Here is a 19,113-nt window from a genome sequence, read left to right as displayed (position 1 = left end):
GGAATTCCAATTAGTATTGATTTCATAACAAGACAGCCAAGATGTAAGATCAGCTATCAGCATTCAGCTATCAGCTTTTGAACATATTCAAGAAATTACTAAGGTTAGCTGAAGACATTTTTTTATAAGTTTTAATTCTACTTTGGAGACTAATTCCTCTTTTGAGCTGATAATGAGCTAATAACTCATAGCTGATAGCTGACGGCTGAATGCTTACGCCAAGATTAATAGAATATGCCATCAAATGGTGTAAATCTGTATTGCCTAAAATTTAGAATTCTGTATCTCAATGAATAGTGAAAAATTCTATATAGCAAGATGAAATGATTCGTGAAAAAAAGACTGTAGGGGTTTGATTTTCAAATCCCATTTTCTCTTGGTTTTGGATAGCAAACCTTTAAGACAAAATACTAAAATATATTTATAATTTTTATATAGTAATTCCCAAAAAGCGTAAGGTACAAAATTCTAGATTTTAGGAAACACTTAACTGGGAATAGGCAATAGAATAGAAATAGAAATAGGTGTACTTCCAAGTCGTGAGAAAGGCTATATAGAACCTCTGAAGGTATCTCTAAAAACTTAGGCAATACAGAATTATGAATATCTTCATTCTCAAAAGCTCCTAAAAAATCAGCGGGTCAAAAGATTTTCACTACCATTTTTACAAAAATTGTGATATTCTAAAGCTTAGATGGAGTTGTTCGCCTACACGCATGACTTTTTATTCAACTAAGTTTGTTTATACATTCACACACAAAGTTGTTTCAGGAACAATACCAAAAATCTTTTAATCTTGTGAAGCTTCTAAAGGTAAAAAGCTTTACCTCCATTGATACTTGCTAGAAAACCATCAGCATCTTCATTATCTTCATTCTCAAAAGCTCCTAAAAAATCAGCGGGTCAAAAGATTTTCACTACCATTTTTACAAAAATTGTGATATTCTAAAGCTTAAATGCAGTCGTTCGTCCATAAATATGATTTTTTATTCAACGATACAAATAGTGGGACTTACACAAAATAAAGGCAGAAAATAGGCTCAAATATAGATAGGCAGGGGCTTTCACGTCAAAAAGGCAAAAATCCTGAATTATCAAGGGTTCTAGCCATTTTTAAGGCTTTGACGTAATTCCCTTGTCTAGACTGACTTTGACGAATTTTTCCTACCAAAAAATGTTTAAGTCCCAATAGTATAGTTTTAAGTGCAATCAAAAATATTGTAGAAAAGAATATCAAGAAAAACAACACCTTTAGAAGTTCTATAAATAATGTTCCATCTAATCATCCGTGAATCCGTGTCAAAAATCCGTGTTTTGCCTTTCCTATTTCCCGAATTACTACTCCCTACTCCCTACTTCCTACTCCCTAAATAAAACAAAATGATTAAAATTATCCATCTTTCCGACATTCATATTGGTAGTGGTTTTTCCCACGGTCGTATCAACCCAGAAACAGGTTTAAACACTCGCCTCGAAGACTTTATTTCTAGTCTAAAACTTTGTATAGATAGAGCAATTTCTGAACCAGTTGATTTAGTTATTTTTGGTGGAGATGCTTTTCCAGATGCTACTCCCGCGCCATACATAAAACAAGCTTTTTCTCGTGAATTACGCCGTTTAGTAGATGCTGAAATTCCCACAGTATTATTAGTAGGAAATCACGACCAACATTCCCAGGGTCAAGGAGGGGCAAGTTTAGGTATTTATAGTACATTAGGAGTGCCTGGAGTTGTGGTAGGCGATCGCTTAGAAACTCACAATATTCAAACTAAGAATGGTGCTATTCAGATTATTACTTTGCCTTGGTTAACCGCTTCTAGTTTAATGACAAAATCTGAGACTGAAAGTTTATCGATGGGTAAAGTTAATGAGTTATTAATTGAAAAATTGAAGTTAGTATTAGAATCAGAAATTCGCCAATTAAACCCAGAAATTCCAACGGTACTTTTAGCTCATTTAATGGCAGATAGGGCGAGTTTAGGTGCAGAACGTTTTTTAGCTGTGGGTAAAGGTTTTAATATTCCTGTTTCTTTGTTAAATCGTGATTGTTTTGATTATGTAGCTTTGGGTCATGTTCATAAACATCAAAATTTGAATAAGTCTAATAATCCACCAATTATTTATCCGGGTAGTATTGAAAGAGTAGATTTTAGTGAGGAGAAAGAAGAGAAAGGTTTTGTTTTGCTTGAATTAGAAAAAGGTGTAGTTAAATGGGAATTTTGTGCTTTGCCTGTGCGAAATTTTCAGACGATTAAAGTTAATGTTTCCGAAGCAAAAATTCCACAAGCTGAATTGTTAAAAGCTATTAGTAAAACTCAGATAAAAGATGCTGTAGTGCGGTTGATTTATCAGTTACGTTCCGAGCAGTTAGATTTGATTGAAAATGGAGTATTACATCAAGCTTTAAGTGAGGCACATACTTATACTATTCAACCAGAATTAGTCAGTCAGTTAGCAAGACCCCGTTTACCAGAATTGGCAAAAGGCAATAGTATCGATCCGTTAAAAGCATTAAAAACTTATTTAGAGAGTCGGGAAGATATTCAAGATATTCAGGAAGAAATGTTAGAAGCTGCTGCTAAATTATTATCAGATGGAGTAGATTTGTCGGCAGAAAATTCAGAGAGTCAGTTAAGTCTATTTAGGGAGCAGGGAGTAGTAGGACTTATTTCATGTCCGGATAATCAGTGATAAAAAAACCTTACCCTTTTGAACCTTTTCTTCCCCTCTGCCTTCTGCCTTCCTTCCTCTGAAGTGTAAGTATTCAAACAAATATTATATCAAATACTGATAGAACTTACACAGCAGCTTTATAGGTAAGGAGATTTTCACATTACGGAAAATGTTAATTGAGTTATCTGTGTAAATACTGATTGATTGTTTTGTGAGAGTTAACTTAAAGTGTTCAACAGAATGCGATTATAAGTTGACCAATTTTGACAGCCCCCTGAGCAGTAGTAGCAAAAGTGTTCCAGCAATTATTAGGTCTTCTTACACATCGTAAAATAACCCAAAAAATAGCAAAACCAACTACAGCAGCAATTGCTACAGCTTTCCACCAAGGAATGTTTTCAACTAATCCCCGATCTTCTCGGGAACGAACTTCATAAAGTTGACTAATTTTTTCTCGACAATACGGTACTAGACGCTCAAAATTACCTTGTCGTGCGGTCTCAAAAACTTCACTGAGAGATTCTTCTATTCTGACAACATCTACTGCTTTAACTTCTAGTTGACAGATCTGTCTTCTCATTTCGAGTTGCATCTGATCAACTATTTCTTCAATTTCTCGAGTACTCATTACTGGAGAAGCAGACGCAATATCTTCCTCTAGAGCATCCAGAAAATTTCTTGACCGCTCTAATTGTCTTAAACCTAATGTTTGAGTCATTAACTCAATTAAAGGTAGATAGACCTTGGTACAAAGAGATTCATTCCCAAGTTTTACAAGAAGTGTCAAAAAGAGTTGAATTAGCTTTTGATAGATGGTTAAAAGGCGATGTTAATGGTAAACGATTAGGTAAACCAAGATTCAAAGGAAAAGGTCAGTATAAAACATTTACTTATCCTCAATTTAAACAACATCATTTTGTTAATAACAAAGTCAAATTATCTAAAATTGGTGATGTTAAAGTGATTGTGCATAGACCTATCCCAGACGGATTTACTATCAAAACAGTATCAGTCACTAGGAAATCTAATGGTTTTTTTGTCACTTTCAGCTTAGAAGACAAGTCTGTACCTGAAATTAAACCAGATATTAAACGAGGTGAAATGGTAGGTATAGATGTAGGTCTTATAGATTTCTTTGTTACTTCTGATAATGAATCAATTGCAGCTCCTAAATACCTGAGAAAGTCTGAAGGAAAACTCAAGTCAGCACAAAGGAAAGTGTCCAGAAGAAAGAAAGGTTCTAAACGTAGACAAAAAGCAATTAAACAATTAGCCAAGAAACATAGAAAAGTAGCTGATACTAGAAAAGATTTTCACTTTAAAACTGCTAATAATTTATTATCTAAATATGACATTATTGCAGTAGAAAAGCTAAACATCAAAGCCATGGTTAAATCTAGATTAGCTAAGTCTGTACATGATGCAGGTTGGGGAAACTTCAAGACTATATTAACTAACAAAGCAGAAAAAGCTGGTCAGTTAATTGTAGAAGTTAAACCTCATGGAACGTCAAATGAATGTAGTAATTGTGGGCATAAAGTCAAGAAAACTTTGGCTCAAAGACAGCATCAATGTCCTAACTGTAATTTATCAATTGGTAGAGACTTAAATGCTGCAATTAATATTAAAAATAAGGCCAAAGTATTGATTAAAGACTTGCTACCACCAATCAAATTTGAATCATATAAAGGTACTCAATTGAGCCTATTCTAAATCAATTGGAGAGGCCGGGCATTCCTTGTTAGCTCAGTTTATGTCTACATAGTAGAGTCGCTGAGAAGCCCGCTTTGTAGCTTGTCTCAAAGTCGGGAGTATGTCACCCAAATCGATATCCAAAACCTCTAACTGTAACAACATACTCTGGTTTACTAGGATTTAACTCTAATTTTTCCCGTAACCAACGAATATGAACATCAACAGTTTTACTATCCCCAATAAAATCAGGTCCCCAAACTTGTTCTAATAATTGCTCGCGAGACCAAACTCTGCGTGGATAACTCATAAATAGCTCAAGTAAGCGAAATTGTTTGGGAGAAATTTTCACTTCTTGACCTCTAACAGTTACTCGACACTCTTCTGGATAAAGAACTATATCCTTATACTGAAGCATAATTGGTTGAGGCAGTTGACCTAGACGTTGGCGACGCATCAGAGACCGACAACGAGCCATAAATTCCCGCATCCCAAAAGGTTTAGTTAAATAATCATCTGCTCCAGCTTCTAAATAGAAAGCACAATTATTTGCACTGCCTCTTGCTCCTAAAATCATAATTGGTATTGAATTGCCTTGATGTCTTAACATCCGACATAAGTCTAGACCATTAATTGAATCAAGAATTAGAAGATTGAAAGAAGGTTCACTTTGAATTGATGAATAATTCTGAACCGTAGGAATTACACTACGTCCGTCTGGAGCAATAACTACTTCACAACTTTGTTCTTCTAGAGCTAAGGCTAACATATCCCGAAATAGCTCTTCAGATTCTAATAGCAAAACTTTGCTAGTTATTCTCACGCCAGACTTTAAAAGACTTTCGCTTATATCGGGGGAAAACATAAATATCGCTTTTGTGTATTTGACAGTAAATCATTAATATTGCCTGAGGTGAAAATTTAGGCGATCGCTAATTTTGTAGCTAATTAGCTTAAATTAATGTTCAACCATCCAACAGCTAAAAGCACTGGTTTTTTTATCCATTTATACAACGCATTCTGACTTTGAAATATTGCTATTGCTATACTAATAGTAGGAATAGCGGAGCCTGCTCTGTAGTCAGGCCATTGTTCGTTTCTTGGGATAGGTATCAAGTTAGTAAGCATTGCCCACTTCCATATTGCATTGTTGTGCTGGATACAAAACTTTGATGTCCTTATGTTATGTCTAGTAAGTTAAACAAAAGTTAACTTAAGGTTATCAAAAGGTTAAATTATTTTTTAATGAGATTAACGAGCTATTAGCTATTAGCTATCAGCTATCAGCCGAAAAATTTGTACGTATAATTTAGGGTTTGCTGAAAAAGTCTTATGAGTGAGGGTAGGAGACAGGAGAAATGGGAATTATAGAGGAGGTAGTCGGAAAAATTGTCCCTCAATTTTTCTGCCATAACCATCCCAAAATACTAGCTTTTTGCAGCTCTTGCCACTGAAAAGCTGGTACTTTTTTCAACCCAAAAATGCTAAAGCCAATATCAGTAAATACTTTGAGAGTTATTTGGCAAGCCCTAATTAGGCACCTGTTTGCGGAGCAGTCCGGACCGAAAAACTTGGGTAAAACATCCCTTTTGTGTTCCGGAACAGTTTTTAACCATTGAAATGTCAAGATTGAGAAATTTATGGATAAAACATCCCCTTTGTGTTCCGGAACAGTTTTTAACCATTGAAATGTCAAGTCAAGATTGAGAAATTTATGGATAAAACATCCCCTTTATGTTCCGGAACAGTTTTTAACCATTGAAATGTCAAGATTGAGAAATTTATGGATAAAACATCCCCTTTATGTTCCGGAACAGTTTTTAACCATTGAAATGTCAAAGGTTGAGGAATGTATGAATAAAACATCCCCTTTGTGTTCCGGAACAGTTTTTAACCATTGAAATGTCAAAGGTTGAGGAATGTATGAATAAAACATCCCCTTTGTGTTTCGGAACAGTTTTTAACCATTGAAATGTCAAAGGTTGAGGAATTTAGGGTATATTTAACAGGTTAATTTATATTTAAAGTCAGATTAATTTTGTTACTTATATTTAATATCAAAAGTATAAATAATTAAAAAATGCTACTACAATTAAGTACTTGGTCTGAAGTCGAAACTTATTTGAGTCAATCTCAAGGTATTATTCTGCCAATAGGTTCTACGGAGCAACATGGACCAACAGGGTTGATTGGCACAGATGCTATTTGTGCAGAAGTTATATCTAAAGGTGTGGGAGAATCAGTTGGAGCATTAGTCGGACCGACGATTAATGTAGGTATGGCATTACATCATACAGGTTTCCCAGGTACAATCAGTCTGCGACCTAGTACGATGATTCAAGTAATTCGTGACTATATAGTTTGTTTAACTAGGTCTGGGTTTACCAAATTTTTCTTTATCAATGGCCATGGAGGCAATATTGCGACTCTGAAAGCTGCTTTCTCAGAAACTTATGCTCATTTGGCCGATCTAAATATTGCTAATGGGGGGTTGGTCAAGTGCAAGGTAGGAAATTGGTTTATGTGTAGCTCAGTTTATAAATTAGCTAAAGAATTATACGGCGATGGAGAAGGTTCTCACGCTACACCTAGTGAAGTAGCTTTAACTCAATATGTTTATCCAGAAGCTATTAAAGTAGCACCACTTTCAGAGGATGTAGCTAGTGGTTATCCAATATATGGTGCTGCTAATTTTCGTTACCGATATCCAGATGGTCGGATGGGTTCAAACCCTGCATTAGCTACACCTGAACATGGTAAGCAGTTTTATGAGTTGGCACTAAAGGAACTGAGTAATTCTTACTTGCAGTTTGTAAATAGTGATTAGAAACAAGGAAGAAGGAAGAAAAAAGAAGGAAGAAGGAAAAAGGAAGAACAGTTTTTCAGCATTTACAGCAGATTGCAGGTATATGAGGTACATATATTAATGATAAAGTCTTTGTAGTGCGGGCATCTTACCCGCCACAGATGTAACCCACCAAGATGAAAATCTTATTATACCAATTCCTTTTGAGAAAAGATATTTATCATCTTTCCCTGTTCCCTATTCCCTATTCCCTGTTCCCTTAACTTAAAGTACATTTAATCTATATAATTTTCTACTTCAAATCTTTACCTAGTTTAAATTACGATCTAAATTTAGATATTAAGGGTTGCAAAAACTGAAATTTGAGTTAATATGGAACTCATAAACCAATCAATTCTATCTAGCAAAACCGATACATAAAATCAGTAAAATAATAGACAAAAAGCTAATAATATTACTTTTTTATCACTTCTTACCTAAAAAGTATGTTTTGAAAGATTACTTTATTCTTACTGACAAGAATAAGCAGTTCCTCTAATGTAAAAGTATGGAGAAAAAACAAATAACTTCTCTACCAAATGTAGATATTAAGTTTCAGAGGTCAAGATTGTGAACAACCAATTAAAAGTTTCCCTAGTAGGTATCTTAGCAACCGTTGGTCTCTGGGGTTTCATACCTCAATCAGAAGCCAAAGCAGAACAATTAGAAACTACTGACAAAGTAGTATTTACTTGTGTTTCAGTTAACGCTGCAGAAAATCAATATGCTACTGTTCCTCAAATAGTTCGTGAAACACGGGATACAAGTGAGCCTGGACTTTTAGGCGGATATCCCCTAGTCAAACGAGAAGTTATTCAAGTCTCCTCTAAACCAATGATTGTGTGGACTGCAACTCTCTCTTCCGACCATCCCAAAGGTGCTTATACTCCTGACCGTCGTTGTCAATCTGTTAGCACTCGTCTAACTAACCTTGCTTATGCCCTGGGAATGGAAACTTTTGCAGATATCAGCAACATTGGAGTTGTAAACTATGAGCAAGTAGTTTATGTTTCTCCAGAAGAAGAGCCTAGCTTCGATAATGTAGTATTCACATTAAAGCCAGGAAATCGTGAGAAATCAGAAGAGATTATCACTCAATTTAAGGATTTCGGACAAGGTACTGCTAGTGACGAACCTATCTACGAATAAGTAAATGGTTTTAGTAGAGATGTTGAGGGGATAAGTAAGCAAATAAATTTTCCCTCTTCATTCCTTATTTCTGAACTATCTAGTTGCTGAACTATTTAGATTGGATAATGTTGAGAAAAGGCTAGTTGAAAATAAGTTTCTCTTCTAAATTAAAACTATAATAAATAGGAAATATCCAATCAAAATCTGTAGACGATATTCTCAGGCACTAATGGCTTAGTTTTCTCTAAGTTTGTGTCTGTTTTAACTACTTTATTAACTAATTTCTAATTTCATTCTCAAAATTATACTTTCTAAAATTAAGTAGCCTCTAAAAAAGTAGTTAATTATGGGATAATAAAAGAGCGCATTAGCGTTAATTTGTTTACCTAAAGTATCTCAATCAATTGTCAAGAGGAAAAAAAATGAAAGTTACAACTACTAAGACTTTATTTACTGCAACATTAACAATGTTTTGTGCTGTTAGCTTAAGTGCTACTCCCACAAAAGCTCAAGAAAAGTCAGTCATAAATGTTACAGGTTCCTCAGAACAATTGTTGAGTACCAGTGCTAATAGTTTGCCCAAGGATAGAAGTACGAGTTTAACTCAAGAATCTACTACTAGAGGTAGACATGGATTATCTAGAAGTACACTAGATGATGTCACGAATAGCATTAACCTCCAAATGCATAAAAGTAGAGACCCGAAATGGAAAAGTGAGAAACAATGGTTTGATGAAAAGTGGGATTCTTTGTCTGTAGACTTTTAGGAGTTTGAGCTTTTAGTGCCACTATGCGGAAGTCAAAAGTCAAAAGTTAAAAGTATTGATTAGTAAGGCTTTTAGGATTTTGTAACTGGTTAGTTATTTCTGCCATCCGGCCCTAATTAATTGATAATTCTATAAACTGGAATACCCCAACTTAGAGATTCCATTTTTTTGAACTGCTCGACAGATGGTTGAGAGCCATCTACAAAATTAAATGCTCCAATTCCAGCGATGGGATATTTTGAGCGCCCGTTAATACCAATTAACTGACCTTTATTGTTTAAAATCGGTCCACCACTCATGCCACTTTTAATATCATTGGTATAACCTAATTGATATCCTTGGCTGAGGGTGCGACTGGGTAACATTTCTACAGCTCCTAAAGTTAACTGAAAAGCACGACTACCCCAAGCACGGGTACTACTCATTTCTAAGGAGTCTGGTTGATGCCAATTGGGAAAACCTGCTGCAATAACAGTTTCTCCTACTGAAAGTACATTACTGTTGGCAATTTCTACAACTTGATAAGGGCGATCACTAGTAAATTGCAATAATGCTACGTCCAAATTACCCATTTGAGGAGATGAAATTAGGGTGGCTTGATGAGTCATCCCATCTCCACTCATAATTGGGTAAAGTTTATGAGAGTTATTCTCAATTACATGATGATTAGTAACAACGGTGTAGGTATTACCTTGTCGTTTAATAATTACTCCAGAACCAGCACTGTTGTCTGTAAAAATTCTCACAGTGACTTGTTGGGCAATATTAGATACTAATGATGGAAATTGTTGTGAATCTACTTCACTGGGTTTTGTATAATAAGCTGAGTTTTCTACACTGGTTTGAGAGTAAGCACTAGGTACAAATGTGGCCAGACAAAATAGTGAAGCTCCCAAAATTTGACTACTCAACTTGAATATTGATTTATTATTCATAATTATTAAAACTTTCTCAAAAAAAATACTTAAATTCCACTACTACCACCCAATCTATTTCCATAAATTTGAAAGTGTGGTGACTCTCTCCCATATTGGTTAGTGCCAGAGACCGCTTCTGATTTTTTCAACACATGAATGGTTGTTAGTAATTTAATTAATTACTTAAATCAAAAATAGGTATATATATTGATTAAGTTCAGCCCAGTCACAAATAACTTAGTAATATAGTCATAGCTTAAGTTCAATTTATTAAGCCAAAATGACTGTGAGGAACTGATTCGGTATTCTACACTATAGCGGTAACAAACACACATTATCAGAATAAAAAATTGCCAAATTTTTCTGCTAGGCCTTTATTTGGGTTTTAATGAAAATTATATGTAGTGATTATCAAAAAATATTCTCATTAAAAGTTAAGTAGAAGCGATCGCTTAATTAGGGTTTGCGTATGGAAAGTCTTTTAGTAAAGCTAGGAGACAGGAGACAGGAGACAGGAGACAGGAGATAGGAGAAATGGAAATTATAGAGGAGGTAGTCGTAAAAATTGTCAGAGTGATTTTTCTGCCATAATCATCCCAAAATACTAGCTTTATGCAGCTCTTTAGACCGAAAAGCTTGCACTTTTTAAAGGCAAAAAAAGGCAGCAAACCAATATCAGTCAATGCTTTGATATTTAATCAGCAGAGCAATAATTAGGGTTTGCGTATGGAAAGTATTTTAGTAGAGGTAGGAGACAGGAGACAACCCACCCCTAACCCCTCCCAGGAGGGGAGAAATGGGAATGAGCGAGGAGGTAGGAGCTAAGTTTTGTCCCTTAATTTTTCTGCCCAAATCTTGACCAAAATTCGCTCCTAATTGAACAATTACCACTTAAAACCTCGAACTTTTTGATACTTAAAAAGGCACTTACCTTTATCTATAAAGACTTTTAGATTTAATCAGCAGAGCAATAATTAAATACAGCTATAATAAATTGAATTTTATTCAAAATCAAGTCAAGACTTTTGCCAAGTAAAAAATCGTCAAAATTCATCCCAGAAAAAGACAACTATCCCCCGATAGAATCAATGATTATTAATATGAAACCTATAAAAATATCTTAATTAAAACAAAGAGCGGATATGAGAATTAAAAATCATACTATAGATTGACAAATTATTCATAAATGTGTATTCAATTGCTTAGATTCAAATATAATTGAAAACTAAATATGCAATTACCAAATATGCTATCTCGTAGTCCATTAATTATCTTAGGAGCGATCGCTGGAGTTATATTCTCCAGTCAAAGCGCGATCGCCACACAAAAAATAGTAATCAAGCTGGTTGGCCCAATAACAGCATCAATCAAAGTCAAGGATCTGCGAGTATTTGCAGAAACAGGCAAAACTACCAAAACAATTTCCCAAGCTCTCGGAATATCGAAAATTAATCCTAATACAGTTCGTGGCTTAATGACATTAGAAGTGGGAGCTAATGTTAGTAACTTAGCCAAAGTGCTTTATAGTAACCTTGGCCAAAATGTAACCAAAGGTATTGCGGAAGTAGTTCAGACCAGACACAATTACGAAAGCGACAAAGCCTTACGTTCTTCCATAATCTTAGCAGCAGCAGATGACAATCGAATATCAGTCCTGGAAGTTCTAGAAAAATATCCTACCGAAGAAATGCACATAGACGTAGGTAAAATCAATGAAATCGTAGACAAAGTAAAGGGAACTATTGGTAATCTTGAAGAACTTCTCAGATAAGTCTACGATTCTGAAGGTGGACTTATTTTAGCAGTATCTTCTTCAATATGATGATTATGATGTGGCTGGGCAGTTTCAGCATCAACTGTCGCAGCTTCTATATATTGACTATCTATGAGAAATGCTCCTTTCTCAAAACGAACAGCCCAATAATTTCCTGGTTTGTGACTCAAAACAGTTCCTACTTCACCCAAACGTACAATATCAGGGGGACGTAATATCGGCATTGATTCAGCAGTTTTGATGTATGGTGGTTGAATAGCTAACCTTACTTTCTGACCAATAGAAAATTCTTTCTCCATTTCTAAATACCCCCAAATAAATATAGTGGTTTGCAGATAAGTGTATGATAAAAATTTACACCATCAAGATACAAAGAGGTTCTAAATTAGTAGTAATTAAAAACCCATAAAACAGTTCTATTCTATCGGTGTAGTTATATCATGTCCGGTTGAATACTTAACACTTTGGAGGAGGTAAGGCAGAAGGCAGGAGGCAGGAGGCAGAAGGAAAGAAAAGGTTAGAAGGGAAAAGGTTTTTTATCACGCTATTATCCGGACATGATATTACACATTAACCTTATACATAGTGTGCCACTATAGTTAAAACTTAAGTATATGTAACGTTTTGCCTAATTTCTAACATATTGAGAATTAAGATCAAATTTGACAAATAATCCTACTTCCTTTGCCTTGTAGAAATATTGGATGCAATGTCCTCACTAATGACTACTCTAACACTTAGTTATGAAAAAAAAGTTCAAAATCAAAAAATTACAGCCTGGGTATTAACCAACTTCATTCTACAAAGCTGCCATAAGTTTACATAAATTTATCGGAAGTATTAGAATAGTATAGTTAAGTATCAAATTGTAGGGGGTAATTATCATGGCTACAGATCGCCGCATTTCCCGGGTTGCTTCATTAATCAAGCGGGAAGTCAGCCAGATGTTGCTCCATGGTATCAAAGATGACCGTGTAGGTATTGGTATGGTCAGCATCACAGATGTAGATATTTCTGGAGATTTACAACACGCTAAAATATTTGTTAGTATCTATGGTTCTGAGGAAGTAAGATTCCAAACTATGGAAGGTCTAAAATCTGCTACTGGCTATGTTCGCAGCGAATTGGGTCATAGGATACGTCTGCGTCGGACTCCAGAAGTTATCTTTGTCGAAGACCGCTCTCTAGAACGTGGGACTCAAATTATATCACTTTTAAACCAGCTTTCTGAAGAACGTCAACAACAGGCAACGGAAAATCCTACAGAATCAGATTCTCAGAATATAGAAAAACTTACTTCAGACGGAATAGATTGAAGAAGGAGTCAGGAGACAGAAGACAGGAGACAGAATCAATTGGATGGGAATTTATACCCCATAAAGCTTCGGTATCAGGAGCCAGGTTATCGGAGAAAAGCCAAAACATTCTACTGACTCGGTCCTCCTGATGACTGACTTCCAGCTTTTCGCACAACGTCTGCGTCAGGAGAAGGCTGTTAATTACCCATTCCTAAAATCCCGATCACTAAACTATGAATTTAGCAGAAAAAGTTGCTCAGATGGTTGTAGTTAGAGCTTCCGGCAACCTATTTGACAATCAAATTCGTTATCCAGACTGGGAACCTCCCACCAATAAGCTCAAATATTGGCTGCAAGACTTGGGTGTTGGAGGAGTAATTTTTGTGGATGGGAGTGCTATAGACTTGGCAACTCGCATCCAACAGCTTCAGTCTTGGGCAAAAATTCCCCTACTTTTGGCTGCTGATATTGAGGAAGGAGTAGGTCAAAGGTTCGCCGGAGCAACTTGGTTTCCTCCACCAATGGCGATCGCTGCTATTGCTCAAACAAACCCCAAAAAAGCTATAGAGTATGCTGAAACTATGGGGACTATTACGGCTCAAGAATCTGTGGCAATTGGTTTAAATTGGATTTTAGCTCCAGTGGTGGACGTGAATAATAATCCTGGCAACCCAGTGATTAATATTCGTGCTTTTGGAGAAACGACCGAATTAGTGGGTCAACTGGCAACAGCTTTTATTCGAGGGACTCAACAATATCCAGTTTTGACTACTGCTAAACATTTTCCTGGTCATGGGGATACTACGGTTGATTCTCATTTTGAATTGCCTGTTTTACCCCACTCAGAAAGTAGACTGGCAGAAATTGAATTGCTTCCCTTTGTAGAGGCGATCGCTGCTGGAGTGGATTCTGTTATGAGTGCCCATTTGTTGATTCCTGCTTGGGACTCGGAACTACCTGCAACTCTGTCCCATAAAATTGTCACAGGTCAGTTGCGCCAAAAATTGGGTTTTAATGGATTAGTGGTGACCGATGCTTTGGTTATGGGGGCGATCGCTAATCGTTATGGTTTGGCAGAGGCTTCGGTTTTAGCTGTAGAAGCTGGTGCAGATATTTTACTAATGCCTTTAGATCCAGAGGTTACTATTAATGCTGTTTGTAATGCAGTTAGCCAAGGTCGTATTTCTGAATCACGAATTGATGAATCTTTGCAAAGAATTTGGCAAGTTAAAACTAAAGTTTATCCAACCTGGCAACCAGGAAATGAGGAAAGGTCAGAAGATTTCTCAGCCTCTACATACTATTTAGTTGAGAAATTATCTCAATCACTGGCACAAGAAACTGTAACTAAGATTTTGCATGATTCTCTGCAAGTAGGAGGAAGTTATCTCCCACCAAAACCAAATGTCAAGCATTTACGCAATTTAGTTTTTGTAGATGATATACTCAACAGTGCTTTTTTAGGGAATTATACTCCAGCAGTAGCTCTCCCCAGACAATTTGGTTACCAACTACAAATTATTGACATTAATTCAGAAATCCCAGAAGCTCTTACCCCCAATCATTTGACTTTACTACAACTATTTATTCGTGGTAGTGCGTTTAGTAAAATAGCTAGTCTAACACAAGCATCCCAAGATTTAATTAAGAAATTATTAATAAATGGTGAATTACAGGGTCTGATCATATACGGTAGTCAGTATACATTGAAACAGTTTTTACCTGAACTGTCATCAGATATACCTTATGTATTTTGCTATGGACAAATGCCACAAGCCCAAGCGATCGCTTTAAAGCTTTTATTTCAAAGATTTACAAATTTACAAGTATTTCTCTAAAATCTAATAAAACTCGCCTGACTATTGACAAAAAAACATTAAAATGATATTCGGAGACGATTGTTTGAGGTCAGGAGGGTAGAGAAATCCTCAATTAGTGACTTTGTAGATCGTATTTCATAGTACATAGTTGCAATTTAGACCAACAGTAAAAGAAATGTTTTGGTTCTATGACTTTTAGAATTCTTATCAAAAGAACATAACAAATTGTAACTCTGTATACTGAAAAAATTAACATTCATAATCCGGATTTTTGTTCTATATTATTAATAGCGCCAAAAATTACTCAAACTACGCTAAAAAAAAGGGTGACTATGACTTACACCACAGTTCAATATTCTTTAGACATCATCAGGGATGAAGCAAAAGAACTTGTACAAAAAGGAGTTCTTGGACGTCAGCAACCTATTTATACTCTCTGCCAATACATTCCTGTCAGAGAATGGGCTTGTGTAGAAGGTGAATTGGAAAAATGTAACTTTCTACTTAGAGACCGAATTGCTGACCTAATAGGCAACGAAAAATGGGAAAACGACTAAAAAAAACTAACTCAGCTAAATTGGACTATTAGCTGGGTTAGGTTTTGTAATTTATCCTAATTTATAAAGACTTTTTAATCCCTAGATAAATGGATAAGATTCATCCAAATAGAGGTATGTGATGTATTATCAGTTTTGAGAGTTTGACTCCTGAAGTTTCTGTAAATCAGCTCGTAGACCGGCGATTTCTTGAGTTAGCTCCAGCAAATCTTCTTGTACGTCTGATGACACAAAACCAGAAGTAGAAGTAGGACTTGAAGAAGCCGTTGTACTATCAGTATTGACCTGACTATTTTGTTGATTCAAAATTGTATCAACAAAGTTCCTGGCTTCTTGTTCAGTCATCTCTCCTCTATCAGCCCATTCCTCAGTAAGTTGATTGAAATCAGTACTTAATTTATTCAAATTTTCATCTCGCTTACTAGAGTCTTGCACAGTTTCTATAAAAAAGGATGTAGCCCCCAAGGTGACACGAAATCCTTTTTGTAGTAGTTGAGTCAGATTATCCGGATTCATAATGGTAAGTTAATTGAGCATGAAATGGACATTTCTCGATCGCTGCAGATGAGAAACAAACTTATATTGGTATATTGGTAATATAACTAAGCTAGAAGCAAGTGGAAAGTTGTTTGATGATATTTTCTAGATGGGCGAGTCTAGATATTTTTATTCTGATCACTTGTAATTTGGATTTAAAACCTAATTGATATAGCTTCAATTTGTGATTATTATCTACTTAATTATGATGTTTTAATAATAATCTCTTCTACACCCAAATTTATTAACTTCTTTTCAACTTGGGAAACAACATTTTTTAAATTGATATATATCAATAAATATTCATTTTTTGTCAATCTGTATATTGCTGAACCTTTACAAGCAAATGATAATATATCTTTTGGTAGGTCATCAAATTCAAACAGCTTTTGCATAATTAACTTACCACCAAAACCAGGTAAATAGTTTTGTAATTTAACCCATGAATTATGACCCATGTACTTGCCATTAAAAGTGGGTAAAAAACTGTATATTCCTGGAAGTTGATTGACTGATTTTCTCACATCAGTATGTTTTAACATATAATTGTTTTCTAGTTTAGTTAAATCTGAGACGAAAGCTTCAGCATTTCCTAAATAATTTTCAGGTATACCAACATTTCTATATCTTAGGTTGCAAGGAAAAATAAATCGTTTAATAGGAACAACTGATAAAAATTCAAATAAAGCATCGTTTGTACTATAAGCACTTTCTTCGTTTGACAGATTTTGATTTCTCCTCTTAATTAGGTCTAACTTTTCTTTTGTTAAGATACATTCAAGATAACTCCAATTATTCTTATTTTGAAGAAAACTGTTCAAGATAAAAACAATAAAAGATGTTGAACTTAAAAGTTTTTCTTTCCATGATAACTTTTTAAAACTTGCAGCAATAAAATCATCTATTTGATTAAAGTCTATTGTAAATAATGGTTCAGATTTAGGAACATATTCTGGGTCTTCATAAGCTTGAGAAAGATATTCTAATAATTTAAAATATGTTCCACCATCTGCTATGAGATGATTTATAAGCAGAGTTATGCCACAATAATCTTGATTATTATTCAAAATCACATACACTAATGGAGTATCTTTATTAATAGCATCTGAAGAATTTTTGGGAATATTGAATTCATTTTTTACATAAGTTTTTGCATCTAATAAATTATCAATATTTATTTCCTGTTCGTCTATATCAATATAGATAAAACCTATGCCAGATTTTTGTGGGTTACATACAACTTTTAATGGAGAAAACAATTTTTTTACCAATCTCCCTCCTAAAATTGGCACACTATCTACTATTTGTTGAATTGCTATTTTTAATCTATGAGAATCTACTTGATGCTTATACCAATTTATTACACCATAATATGGCCAAATTCCCATTTTGCTATCAAATTTTGAAAGTTGATACTGACAATGCACATTGCTATTTGTGATTAACTCCATTTTTGACCTATCTGGATTAATGTGATAATTAATCTTAATATTAAGACTAGAAGAAAACTGTAATTTGAACAAAAGATGAAGTTAGATTTTTCTTATTTCGCGACAAGTCTATTATGTATAGCAAGGAATGAGTTAGTTAGAATATATACTGATGATGAACCTTAGATAGGGAAATGCTTTTCCCACTTTTGCCTCGCAGGAGTGCGCATTCCCTATCTTGGTCTCATGGATATGGCAAGGAGACCCGCTCTTGATAGAGTCGCTGCCTCTTTCAGAGGAGCTTTGCTATGGTCATGCTGCGCAAACGCTAACGCAAACGCCATCCCTCTACCTCTTGCTGTCTGTAGCACCCCGCGGGGTCGCACCGCTGTTGCCTATTCCCTGTTTCCTGCTATATATCTTCAAAAGATAGTGCAGGGACTTTCCATGGAAAGTCTCTACAAAAGTTTGACAAAATACTTATATCATGTCCGGATCAGCGCCTGATGAAAAAACGTATCTTCTAACTTCAAGGCTACATCTCTACTATTGTACCTACTCTTCTACTATCTCAATCATAACTACTCAAGGGAACATAATATTATTTATTTGCTAGATATTTGGTATATTTTCTAAAGTTGAACATTTTCAGCCTACTTGCTCTAAATATTGACTAATATCCTCATTAAGCCTAGTAAGTTCAGCTTCAGTAGTAATCCGAATTCGCTCATCTCGTAAAGTAATCAAAACTTTAGCGGCAAAAGGACTAGGCCAAATATTAGGATTGCAAAATATTTCTAAAAAGACATCTCCTGTATACTGATATTCCATAGGTTTCTGTGGAGTTAATTTTCCTGGACTACCAGCAGCAGTTTTTAATTGTTGCATTAATTGAACGATCACACTTTGTAAATTCTTTGCAGCTTCAGGACTAAAATCAAAAGATATAGACCCTTCCACCATATTCAAAGTTAGTTTAGGAGCAAACATAGCAAATTCAATAAATATATACTATTATTAATAATAAACTTTACCATAAAACCTCAGCCTGAAATCAGGCAATTAAAATTGTTCACTTATTTAAGCCTAGATATTATACTCTAATTGCCATCACAAGTTTAGTTAATTTAGGGATTTCCTAACATACTATAAATTTTTTTTCTACATCTATAAAATCTTTACAAAAAAAGTAAAGTATTCAATGAAACTTAAATATCTCTATCCACAAGTACCTGTAATATAATGTACGCTTAATTAGTCATAATAAAGTTCTTAGATGGTAGGTCGTAGGTGTAAATTCAATAAGGAACAGTGGAAACGGAGCAAAAATTTGGGATATTCATTCAATATCGCTTCAGTCAAATATTTTTATTGTACTTAATCATCGGTGGTGGTGCATAGTAATGGTAAAGGAAGCACCGGGAGTTTGGGGGGATGGGGGGATGGGGAGTGTGGGAGATGGGGAGATGAGGAGTGTGGGATAAATTAAAAAATATGTATCCTACCATTACCATGCAGGACTATCAATCATCCGCACATAGTATCATATCATGTCCGGTAGCATCGTTTGTGTATAATAGAGGAGGAAGAAAAATAATTGCCCGGAGCGATATTGCTACGCAACGCTACCGCGATCGCTACTCTTCAAGCACTTGACAAATCATCAGTAGGC

18 protein-coding genes are annotated in these 19,113 nt (G+C 35.1%); 10 read left to right on the top strand and 8 right to left on the bottom strand.

Going from position 1 to position 19,113, the window contains the following annotated elements; translation table 11 throughout:
- Positions 1-1,380: 1,380 nt before the first annotated feature.
- Positions 1,381-2,691 carry an exonuclease SbcCD subunit D gene (locus F6K06_RS25940; protein WP_287243540.1) on the top strand — a complete coding sequence of 437 codons (1,311 nt, stop codon included), beginning with the start codon at positions 1,381-1,383 and terminating at the stop codon, positions 2,689-2,691.
- 214 nt (positions 2,692-2,905) lie between these two features.
- Here the strand turns inward: F6K06_RS25940 and F6K06_RS25935 are convergent, their stop codons facing one another.
- Positions 2,906-3,391 (bottom strand): hypothetical protein, encoded by a 486-nt coding sequence (locus F6K06_RS25935; RefSeq protein WP_287243538.1) that lies wholly within the window; start codon positions 3,389-3,391, stop codon positions 2,906-2,908.
- Here F6K06_RS25935 and F6K06_RS25930 point away from each other — a divergent pair.
- Positions 3,379-4,386: a transposase gene (locus tag F6K06_RS25930; RefSeq protein ID WP_287243536.1), complete on the top strand. Its 1,008-nt coding sequence runs from the start codon at positions 3,379-3,381 to the stop codon at positions 4,384-4,386. The genes F6K06_RS25935 and F6K06_RS25930 overlap by 13 nt on opposite strands.
- A 103-nt stretch (positions 4,387-4,489) precedes the next feature.
- On the opposite strand, the gene F6K06_RS25925 is transcribed toward F6K06_RS25930, so the two are convergent.
- A complete protein-coding gene (locus F6K06_RS25925; RefSeq protein WP_287243534.1) occupies positions 4,490-5,230 on the bottom strand; it encodes a winged helix-turn-helix domain-containing protein in 741 nt (246 codons plus the stop codon).
- A gap of 83 nt (positions 5,231-5,313) precedes the next feature.
- A complete protein-coding gene (locus F6K06_RS25920; RefSeq protein WP_205127684.1) occupies positions 5,314-5,493 on the bottom strand; it encodes a hypothetical protein in 180 nt (59 codons plus the stop codon).
- Positions 5,494-6,445: 952 nt separating this feature from the next.
- On the opposite strand from F6K06_RS25920, the gene F6K06_RS25915 reads away from it, so the two are divergent.
- The 3 genes from F6K06_RS25915 (at position 6,446) to F6K06_RS25905 (ending at position 9,108) form a co-directional block, all read left to right on the top strand.
- Positions 6,446-7,192 carry a creatininase family protein gene (locus F6K06_RS25915; protein ID WP_124147496.1) on the top strand — a complete coding sequence of 249 codons (747 nt, stop codon included), beginning with the start codon at positions 6,446-6,448 and terminating at the stop codon, positions 7,190-7,192.
- 588 nt (positions 7,193-7,780) lie between these two features.
- The gene (locus F6K06_RS25910) at positions 7,781-8,359 is read left to right on the top strand and encodes a COP23 domain-containing protein (protein ID WP_124147497.1); all 579 of its coding nucleotides are present in this window, start codon (positions 7,781-7,783) and stop codon (positions 8,357-8,359) included.
- 404 nt (positions 8,360-8,763) lie between these two features.
- The gene (locus F6K06_RS25905) at positions 8,764-9,108 is read left to right on the top strand and encodes a hypothetical protein (RefSeq protein ID WP_124147498.1); all 345 of its coding nucleotides are present in this window, start codon (positions 8,764-8,766) and stop codon (positions 9,106-9,108) included.
- A 116-nt stretch (positions 9,109-9,224) separates the two neighbouring features.
- Here the strand turns inward: F6K06_RS25905 and F6K06_RS25900 are convergent, their stop codons facing one another.
- Positions 9,225-10,043 carry a S1C family serine protease gene (locus F6K06_RS25900; protein ID WP_240039188.1) on the bottom strand — a complete coding sequence of 273 codons (819 nt, stop codon included), beginning with the start codon at positions 10,041-10,043 and terminating at the stop codon, positions 9,225-9,227.
- A 1,213-nt stretch (positions 10,044-11,256) separates the two neighbouring features.
- Between F6K06_RS25900 and F6K06_RS25895 the strand changes: the two genes are divergently transcribed.
- Positions 11,257-11,796, top strand: coding sequence for an alpha/beta hydrolase (locus F6K06_RS25895; protein WP_124147500.1), 540 nt, complete (start codon positions 11,257-11,259; stop codon positions 11,794-11,796).
- Between the two features lie 2 nt (positions 11,797-11,798).
- Here the strand turns inward: F6K06_RS25895 and sipA are convergent, their stop codons facing one another.
- Complete coding sequence (gene sipA / locus F6K06_RS25890; protein ID WP_287243531.1) at positions 11,799-12,098, bottom strand: regulatory protein SipA; 300 nt, start codon at positions 12,096-12,098, stop codon at positions 11,799-11,801.
- Positions 12,099-12,683: 585 nt separating this feature from the next.
- Between sipA and rbfA the strand changes: the two genes are divergently transcribed.
- The 3 genes from rbfA to F6K06_RS25875 all read left to right on the top strand — a co-directional run bounded on the left by rbfA (position 12,684) and on the right by F6K06_RS25875 (position 15,474).
- On the top strand, positions 12,684-13,115 hold the full coding sequence (gene rbfA / locus F6K06_RS25885; protein ID WP_124147502.1) for a 30S ribosome-binding factor RbfA: 432 nt from the start codon (positions 12,684-12,686) through the stop codon (positions 13,113-13,115).
- Between the two features lie 215 nt (positions 13,116-13,330).
- Positions 13,331-14,935 carry a glycoside hydrolase family 3 N-terminal domain-containing protein gene (locus F6K06_RS25880; RefSeq protein WP_287243529.1) on the top strand — a complete coding sequence of 535 codons (1,605 nt, stop codon included), beginning with the start codon at positions 13,331-13,333 and terminating at the stop codon, positions 14,933-14,935.
- A 314-nt stretch (positions 14,936-15,249) separates the two neighbouring features.
- Positions 15,250-15,474: a DUF4327 family protein gene (locus F6K06_RS25875; RefSeq protein ID WP_124147504.1), complete on the top strand. Its 225-nt coding sequence runs from the start codon at positions 15,250-15,252 to the stop codon at positions 15,472-15,474.
- A 129-nt stretch (positions 15,475-15,603) separates the two neighbouring features.
- Here F6K06_RS25875 and F6K06_RS25870 read toward each other — a convergent pair whose 3' ends face one another.
- From F6K06_RS25870 to F6K06_RS25860, 3 genes are all read right to left on the bottom strand, one after another.
- Positions 15,604-15,990 (bottom strand): hypothetical protein, encoded by a 387-nt coding sequence (locus F6K06_RS25870; protein WP_287243526.1) that lies wholly within the window; start codon positions 15,988-15,990, stop codon positions 15,604-15,606.
- A 224-nt stretch (positions 15,991-16,214) separates the two neighbouring features.
- Positions 16,215-17,462: a hypothetical protein gene (locus F6K06_RS25865; protein ID WP_287243525.1), complete on the bottom strand. Its 1,248-nt coding sequence runs from the start codon at positions 17,460-17,462 to the stop codon at positions 16,215-16,217.
- A 627-nt stretch (positions 17,463-18,089) separates the two neighbouring features.
- The gene (locus F6K06_RS25860) at positions 18,090-18,431 is read right to left on the bottom strand and encodes a hypothetical protein (RefSeq protein WP_287243523.1); all 342 of its coding nucleotides are present in this window, start codon (positions 18,429-18,431) and stop codon (positions 18,090-18,092) included.
- Positions 18,432-18,935: 504 nt separating this feature from the next.
- Between F6K06_RS25860 and F6K06_RS25855 the strand changes: the two genes are divergently transcribed.
- Entirely contained in the window at positions 18,936-19,097 is a 162-nt protein-coding gene (locus F6K06_RS25855) for a hypothetical protein (protein WP_287278827.1), read from the top strand.
- Positions 19,098-19,113 lie beyond the last annotated feature (16 nt).

The sequence above is a fragment of the Okeania sp. SIO1H4 genome, assembly GCF_010672695.1.
In the GTDB taxonomy this organism is placed as follows: Bacteria; Cyanobacteriota; Cyanobacteriia; order Cyanobacteriales; family Microcoleaceae; genus Okeania; species Okeania hirsuta.
Note: the sequence above shows the minus strand (reverse complement) of the source record. Positions and strands in the feature narration are given on the sequence as shown.

What these genes read in the sequence shown, in the direction of transcription:
- F6K06_RS25940 (WP_287243540.1), top strand. Translation starts at nt 1,381, where the DNA reads ATGATTAAAATTATCCATCTTTCCGACATTCATATTGGTAGTGGTTTT.
- F6K06_RS25930 (WP_287243536.1), top strand. Translation starts at nt 3,379, where the DNA reads ATGTTTGAGTCATTAACTCAATTAAAGGTAGATAGACCTTGGTACAAA.
- F6K06_RS25935 (WP_287243538.1), bottom strand. Translation starts at nt 3,391, where the DNA reads ATGACTCAAACATTAGGTTTAAGACAATTAGAGCGGTCAAGAAATTTT.
- F6K06_RS25925 (WP_287243534.1), bottom strand. Translation starts at nt 5,230, where the DNA reads ATGTTTTCCCCCGATATAAGCGAAAGTCTTTTAAAGTCTGGCGTGAGA.
- F6K06_RS25920 (WP_205127684.1), bottom strand. Translation starts at nt 5,493, where the DNA reads ATGCTTACTAACTTGATACCTATCCCAAGAAACGAACAATGGCCTGAC.
- F6K06_RS25915 (WP_124147496.1), top strand. Translation starts at nt 6,446, where the DNA reads ATGCTACTACAATTAAGTACTTGGTCTGAAGTCGAAACTTATTTGAGT.
- F6K06_RS25905 (WP_124147498.1), top strand. Translation starts at nt 8,764, where the DNA reads ATGAAAGTTACAACTACTAAGACTTTATTTACTGCAACATTAACAATG.
- F6K06_RS25900 (WP_240039188.1), bottom strand. Translation starts at nt 10,043, where the DNA reads ATGAATAATAAATCAATATTCAAGTTGAGTAGTCAAATTTTGGGAGCT.
- F6K06_RS25895 (WP_124147500.1), top strand. Translation starts at nt 11,257, where the DNA reads ATGCAATTACCAAATATGCTATCTCGTAGTCCATTAATTATCTTAGGA.
- sipA (WP_287243531.1), bottom strand. Translation starts at nt 12,098, where the DNA reads ATGGAGAAAGAATTTTCTATTGGTCAGAAAGTAAGGTTAGCTATTCAA.
- rbfA (WP_124147502.1), top strand. Translation starts at nt 12,684, where the DNA reads ATGGCTACAGATCGCCGCATTTCCCGGGTTGCTTCATTAATCAAGCGG.
- F6K06_RS25880 (WP_287243529.1), top strand. Translation starts at nt 13,331, where the DNA reads ATGAATTTAGCAGAAAAAGTTGCTCAGATGGTTGTAGTTAGAGCTTCC.
- F6K06_RS25875 (WP_124147504.1), top strand. Translation starts at nt 15,250, where the DNA reads ATGACTTACACCACAGTTCAATATTCTTTAGACATCATCAGGGATGAA.
- F6K06_RS25870 (WP_287243526.1), bottom strand. Translation starts at nt 15,990, where the DNA reads ATGAATCCGGATAATCTGACTCAACTACTACAAAAAGGATTTCGTGTC.
- F6K06_RS25865 (WP_287243525.1), bottom strand. Translation starts at nt 17,462, where the DNA reads ATGGAGTTAATCACAAATAGCAATGTGCATTGTCAGTATCAACTTTCA.
- F6K06_RS25860 (WP_287243523.1), bottom strand. Translation starts at nt 18,431, where the DNA reads ATGTTTGCTCCTAAACTAACTTTGAATATGGTGGAAGGGTCTATATCT.
- F6K06_RS25855 (WP_287278827.1), top strand. Translation starts at nt 18,936, where the DNA reads ATGTATCCTACCATTACCATGCAGGACTATCAATCATCCGCACATAGT.